The organism is Bacteroidales bacterium (assembly GCA_018334875.1).
GTDB lineage: Bacteria > Bacteroidota > Bacteroidia > Bacteroidales > UBA12077 > JAGXLC01.
The window spans coordinates 1-6,855 of the sequence record JAGXLC010000219.1 but is presented as its reverse complement, the minus strand read 5'-3'; the positions used below and the strand labels follow the sequence as shown (position 1 = coordinate 6,855).

Genomic DNA, 6,855 nt, shown 5'->3' with positions numbered 1-6,855 from the left:
ATCCAAATCCGGCGTCTGTAATAGTATTTATCGAAACCCAAGGGGTAAATAGCGTTGAACTGGTGAACATAGAAGGAAAAGTTGTGATAGAAAAAGAAGTGAATGATGCTGTTACCATCCTTAATATAAACCAGGTTAATGCGGGAATATACTTTCTGCATTTATATATAGACAACGGAAAAAGACATACTGAAAAAATATTGGTCCACTAAGTCAGTATATTTGATTGCTTTGAAGATACTAAATCATGAAAAAATATTTGCTTTATATTTTTGGTTTGATGCTGCTTTGCAACGTTGTAAACGCGCAATACGCTGTCAATAAAACAAAGTATGATTACCGTAATTACGAATATGAAAAAGGAGATCCTTATGATCCTGGGGTTGCAGGGATAACTTCATTTATTCTTCCAGGTTTGGGTCAAACGATATCTGGTGAAGCTGGTAGGGGGCTTGGATTTTTTGGAGGTTATGCTGGATGCTGGTTAATTTTTGGAATGGGTTGGGTAACATTTGGGAATCATGATAGAAGCTGAATATCAGATTACCAATCTGCAGAATTACGATAGGAATGGGTCATCTATATCTTTAAATATTGAAATAGCTGGTCTTTTATATTAATAAAAAAACGCTCTTTGAAATCACTAATATAGCAATATTAGAAAGAATTTTCCTCTAAACCAATGAAAATTAAAAAATAAATGTCAATGAAAAACAAAAAAACACATAAGTGGATCCTTTACCTTTTGATACTGGGAGTAGTTATTCTAACTATGGAAACATGCAAGACCCATTATTTTCGTTCCAACTACAAAGATGCAAATAAGCTGTTGCATGATAATAAAAACCTTCTGACAAAACCCTTTTTAAAGGCCCATTTAAAAAATGGAGATGTATCTATCCTAAGAGACACATGGAAAGTGGATACCAGACAGAATGCAGTTTCCGGGAAGGGTAATCATTATGACTTTAACAGGAAGAAAGTATATGAAGGCAAGATCTCAATCCCAATCGACAGTGTAGCTATATTTGAGACCAACAGAAGTTTAGAAGAAACAGAAAATTCCAGAATCACAGGTCTTACTATTATGGCAGGCCTGGATGTTGCCATGGGTGTATTTTGTCTGTTGAATCCGAAGGCCTGTTTTGGCTCATGCCCGACTTTTTATATCAATAAGCACGACAATCTTCATTATGCAGATGCAGAAGGGTTTTCAAGCGCAGTTGCCCCTTCATTGGAATATTTTGACATAGATGCATTAGATAACCAGGCATTTAATGAGCCTCATTTTTCAATTACCATGAAAAATGAGGCATTGGAAACCCATTGTTTGAATCATGTCAATCTTATGGTTTATCCTGTTCAGGAAGATGAGCGGGTTTATCAAACACCATCGAATACCTTTTATTTGTGTGAAAACAACCATCCGTTAAGCTTGGCAAAAGGACCTGAAGGAACTGTTACTTCATTGCTGGTTGGCAAAGATATAAAAGAACGTATCAGCCTTGCTGATGAAAACAATATGAGCAGTAAGGAAGAAATCTGCTTGGAGTTTAACAATGTTAAAAATTCTGGTGATCTGGGACTTCTTATAAGTTTTCGCCAAACTTTGATGACAACCTATATTGTTTATAGCGCACTTGGATACATGGGCAATGAGGTGGGAGATTTAATTGCAAAAATGGAAATGAATAACCGGATGCAAGGGAAATTGACAAATGGGCTTAAAGAAGAATTAGGGGATATTGAGGTGTATGTTTGGAATGAAAGTAAAAATAGCTGGGAATTTCAGGATGGATTTTATGAAACCGGACCAATTGCTTTAAATGACCAAATGCTTCCTTTAAAGAATGTTAACTCAAGTTCTGAAGTAAGAATCAAACTTGTTTTGAATAAAGGACTTTGGCGCATCGATTACCTTGCTTTGACAAACATTAAGAAAGAGGTTAAGCCAATCGAGATAAGGACGGATAAAATATTGAATGAGGGTAAAACGGACCATGAAGCATTGAATCAAATCAATACTTCTGATCAATATTTAATATCCATGCCGGGGAGTGAATACCGTTTCAATTTCACCTTACCAAAAGCCAACCAGAAATACGAATTGTTTCTGTATACCAAGGGCTATTATTTGGAATGGATGCGGGAAAACTGGATAAAAAATAAGAATCTTTTGAAATTAAGGCAGTTGGTTGAAAATCCTGCTAAATATCTCAGATTGGAAGCTAAATCCTATAAGATTTATGAAAAAACAATGGAGCAGGAATTCTGGAATACAAGAATAAACACAGATAAATTTGAATACGATGAAAAGTAAGCTGATTATAACAAGTATTATATTAGCCTTTATACTTAGCAATTGCACTTACCCAAAATATTTACCAAAAAGAGATAATATTGGTGTGAGTGAGTACGGTTCATATATAAAGGTTAAAAGAACAGCAGGTAAGAAAATCAGGGGAGAATTATTGGTAATTGACACAACCGGGATAAATGTTCTTACCAACAGCCATTCCAAAAATAAAGTTGTATTTATACCCATAAAAGAGATTAGGAGATTTAAATTAAAGTATGCAAAACCTTCAGCCTATTGGTGGACAATTCCGGTTTATTCATTGGCCAGTATTGGCCATGGAGCTTTTCTAATTTTTTCATTACCCATAAACCTTGCTGTAACAGTTACTACAACTACCAACAGTAATTCGGTTTATAATTATAATGATTTAACATATAAGGAGTTAAAGATGTTTGCGAGGTTTCCGCAAGGCATTCCCCAAAATATTGACATTTCAGATATCGAATAAAACCAATGCCTAAAGTCCAATGATTATTAAACTATGATAAATGGGAAAGGAGGTTTGAGGTCGTGAAAACTATATGGATAATCATCGTTATCTTACTAATTCCCGCTTTAACTCTTATGGGTAAGCGGGAAGCTATGGTTCCGGAAGATCTGCAGCCAAAAACCGGCAAGGTGATCTGCCTGAGTGAGGAGGTGGGGGATACAATTGACCTTGAGGAGCGGAACCATTACAGGCTTTTCCTTACCTCAAGGAATTTTCATTCGGCTGTTATACTTCAATTAACAGGAAAAGAACATTACGTTGTAAAAATTACCCAAAAGCAAGCAGGAGAAGGGCAATACAGGCAAGCTACCCTTCCAATGGATAAATCTACCTTAAAAAAGCTTCGTGAATATATTCACTATTTCGATAAGCTCGTTCCTGCGGCTAGGGATAGATTATTTACTCGCGGAGACTCTGCGGTCTTAGGTTTCGAAAAATCAACAAAGCCGGTCAGTGAAAACTTATCCCGTCGAAAAGAAGCATTAGGGAAAACGAAAATTTCAGAAGCGATGGTTTGGAAACTCGAGGAGCAGGCCAAAATATTGGCGAAGGAGAAATGGAGCAAAGAGCGCTGGCGCGAAGAAATCCTAAATGATCGGGGAACAAGCTATCGCGTATCCGGGGGAATGCTTGGTTGTACCTTGGGAGCTGCAGCAGGTATGCTAATTGGAAAAGCATTTCAGAGGAAGAAAGTGGCAAGACGGGAAATACATCACGAAGAAAGTGGAATATGTTTAGATCTTTTTTGCTACGTATTGCTTACCAAATCCTGGACGTGGACAGAAAATTTTTATTCCTATGAGCATAAGTATGCCCCTCATTGGGGGGCAGTCATCGGTGGCACCGCTGGTGTTGTAGCGGGCTATTTCCTCGGCAAAAAGGCCGATAAGAGATACTACAATCTCGTACCAAAAAATATTCGAATGGAAGAGACCCAATCATCATGGCTTTGGAACTGTGTTTTAGGCTTTGGGGTCGTGGGTCCCATTATGGGCATAATCTCAGAAAGCACGCTATATACCCCAATGTCAGGCAAGGAGGGTGAAAAAGACTTTGGCGGGAGCGAATTCACGGGTGGTTATCTCATAGGCTCTGTAACAGGAACCATGATGATTGCTGCTCTTAAGGAGAGGGCTAAGCATAAGGAACTTTGGTTTTGGAAAAAATCCTTTCTGGACAAAAATCCTGAATCGTCCGTGGACATTCAGTTTATACCTTTGGATCCGGAAACCTTTAACATTCATAACCGAACATTACCCAGCAGTGAAACTTATTATGAATACCAAATCGATCTGGTAAGGGTGCGGTTTTAGTCTATTTGGATTTAAATGGAAAGGAAAGGTGTTATGATGAATACCGCAGCAATTGATAATTCAGTTAAAATACTTAAAGAAAACAAAGATCAATGGGCCAGGTTGCCCATTGCTAAAAAAATTGAGTTTATCAATCAGATTTTGGGGAATTTGAAAAAGTATGCCCGCGAATGGGTAGATGTTGCCATAACCAACAAACAAATTGATGCAAAATCACCGTGGGTTGGTGAAGAATGGATAGCCAGTATATGGGCACTTGCGGCAGGGCTTCAGGGTTATAAAAAAACGCTTACTGAATTAAGCAATGGTAAACTTCCTAAATTTAAAAAGGTAGAAAAAACTTCAGATGGGCGGATAGTCATTCAAATCTATCCGAATAACTTTATAGAATCTCTTCTACTTAATGGAATTAAAGCAGAAGTTTGGATGCAAAAAGAAGTGACTTTTGAAAATCTCGACGATTATATTGCCATTTTTTATAAACAGGAGGATCCTGAGGGAAAAGTGGCGTTGGTTTTGGGTGCAGGAAACGTTAATTCCATAGCTGCTTATGATACACTATACAGAATGATTGCGCATGGCCAGGTTGTTCTGCTTAAAATGAATCCGGTGAACCAGTATTTAACTCCTGTTTATAACAAAATATTTGAACCATTCATTTTATCGGGATATCTTCAGATTATTTCCGGTGGAGCAGATGTTGGCCAATACTTAACGCATCATCCGGATATTGACGAAATTCATATTACCGGAAGTTCACGTACCCACGATGCAATTGTTTATGGAACAGGCGAAGAGGGAGAAAAGAACAGGAAAAACAATAACCCGATATTACAGAAACCCATCACCAGCGAGTTGGGTGGAGTAGTACCTCTCATTGTTTTGCCGGGAAAATGGAACGAGTCAGATATTCGCTATCAGGCTGAAAAGGTTGTAACTTCTAAACTTCACAACAATGGCTTTAATTGCATTTCTACCCAGGTCCTGATTTTGCCTGAACAATGGAGCCAAAAGGATAAATTTTTAGACGCCATTCGGGATGTTTTAAAATCACTGCCACCCAGAAAATTTTATTATCCTGGTTCTGAAGAACGTCTAAAAGCCGCACTCGAAGCTCATCCACAAGCTGAAATTTTTGGTAATGGTGGTATTTCATCCATTCTTATTACCAATATTCCTTCCGATGCAAATGATGAATGTTGTTTTAAGGAGGAAGCGTTTTGTCCTGTGTTGGCTCAAACCGGTTTGCCTGGCGATACAACAACAGGTTATCTTAAAAATGCGGTGGACTTTTGCAATGAAAAACTATTTGGAACACTGGGAGCAACTATTCTTGCGCACCCCAAAGTAATTAAGGAACTCGGGACCGACTTAAAACGGGCTATTACTGATTTGCGTTATGGCTCTATAGGAATAAACGTTTGGGATGCCGTTGCATTTCTTTTGCCGCAAGCAACATGGGGCGCTTTTCCCGGTCATACATTAAATCATATTCAAAGTGGAATAGGTGTTGTACATTCCACTTTTCTCCTTGAAAAATCCGAGAAAACGGTTGCGTATGGTTCTTTTTATTCTTTTCCAAGAGGTATGATACACGGTGATTTCATTATGTTACCCAAACCTCCATGGTTTGTAACCAATAAATCTGCTCATAAAACCGCTAAAAGGACCGCGCTTTATGCCATCGACAAAAATGCTTTGCGGCTTCCGGGGATTTTTGCCTCTGCTATGCGAGGGTAGTATCCACATCGTCATGCTTATTATGTCATCACTCTCTGCAATCATGATTTTTTAAAAATGATTTTCAGGCTTAGCGTTCAGGGCCATTCCATATATCATCCGAAAAAGAATTTTATAAAATTATAAAAAGCGTGCATCATGAAAATACCAACTAGCGGCCGAACAAGAGAAGAGATCCTGGGACATCTCAAAAGCTATAAAAAGCAGGATATAAACTGGCAATCGGGACGTGCATATGGATATATATACGATCCCGGGAAGGAGATCCTCGAATTTGCAAAAGAGGTATACTGCCTGTTTTTATGTGAAAATGCCCTTGACTTCACCGCTTATCCGAGCCTTCTGAAAATAGAAAATGACTTGGTCTCTATGATAAGAAAACATGTTCATGGAGACGAACAGGTGGTAGGGAATTTCACCAGCGGCGGCACGGAAAGCATTTTCCTGGCATTAAAGGCAGCCCGCGATTATTATCGCCAGAAGAGACCTGAAATTAAGGAACCGGAAATGATTCTCCCATCTTCGGCTCATGCAGCTTTTCATAAGGCAGCCCATTACCTGGGCGTCAAATCTGTTACCGTTTCTGTGGATCCCAATACTTTTAAGGCAGACCTCAAACAAACCAGGGAAAGCATCAACGAAAATACTATCCTTATGGTTGGTTCAGCCCCGACCTACACCCAGGGTGTGGTTGATCCCATCTGCGAACTTTCTGAAATGGCCAGGGAGTATGATATCTGGTTTCATACCGATGCCTGTATGGGCGGTTTTCTTCTTCCTTATTTCAAAAGGCTGGGAGAGCCTGTGGCTGATTTTGATTTTACCCTTCCGGGCGTATGTTCTGTTTCCGTGGATCTTCATAAATATGCCTACAGTCCCAAGGGAGCATCCCTGGTGTTTCACCGGACCCCAAAGCTAAGGTCCTTTCAGATATTTTCATTTACCAAGTGGCT

The 6,855-nt window shown here is 39.0% G+C and carries 7 protein-coding genes; all 7 read left to right on the top strand.

The features are described from left to right. A partial coding sequence (locus tag KGY70_14770) for a T9SS type A sorting domain-containing protein (protein MBS3776456.1) occupies window positions 1-212 on the top strand: 212 nt, incomplete at its 5' end. Window positions 213-247: 35 nt separating this feature from the next. Continuing rightward, the gene (locus KGY70_14765; protein MBS3776455.1) at window positions 248-535 is read left to right on the top strand and encodes a hypothetical protein; all 288 of its coding nucleotides are present in this window, start codon (window positions 248-250) and stop codon (window positions 533-535) included. A 171-nt stretch (window positions 536-706) separates the two neighbouring features. Beyond that, window positions 707-2,320 carry a hypothetical protein gene (locus KGY70_14760; GenBank protein ID MBS3776454.1) on the top strand — a complete coding sequence of 538 codons (1,614 nt, stop codon included), beginning with the start codon at window positions 707-709 and terminating at the stop codon, window positions 2,318-2,320. After that, window positions 2,310-2,807, top strand: a complete 498-nt coding sequence (locus KGY70_14755) for a hypothetical protein (GenBank protein MBS3776453.1) — start codon at window positions 2,310-2,312, stop codon at window positions 2,805-2,807. Before KGY70_14760 ends, KGY70_14755 begins: the two co-directional genes overlap by 11 nt. Before the next feature lie 62 nt (window positions 2,808-2,869). Then, the gene (locus KGY70_14750) at window positions 2,870-4,162 is read left to right on the top strand and encodes a hypothetical protein (protein ID MBS3776452.1); all 1,293 of its coding nucleotides are present in this window, start codon (window positions 2,870-2,872) and stop codon (window positions 4,160-4,162) included. Window positions 4,163-4,195: 33 nt separating this feature from the next. Next, the gene (locus KGY70_14745; GenBank protein ID MBS3776451.1) at window positions 4,196-5,902 is read left to right on the top strand and encodes an aldehyde dehydrogenase family protein; all 1,707 of its coding nucleotides are present in this window, start codon (window positions 4,196-4,198) and stop codon (window positions 5,900-5,902) included. Between the two features lie 138 nt (window positions 5,903-6,040). Then, a partial coding sequence (locus KGY70_14740; protein ID MBS3776450.1) for an aspartate aminotransferase family protein occupies window positions 6,041-6,855 on the top strand: 815 nt, incomplete at its 3' end.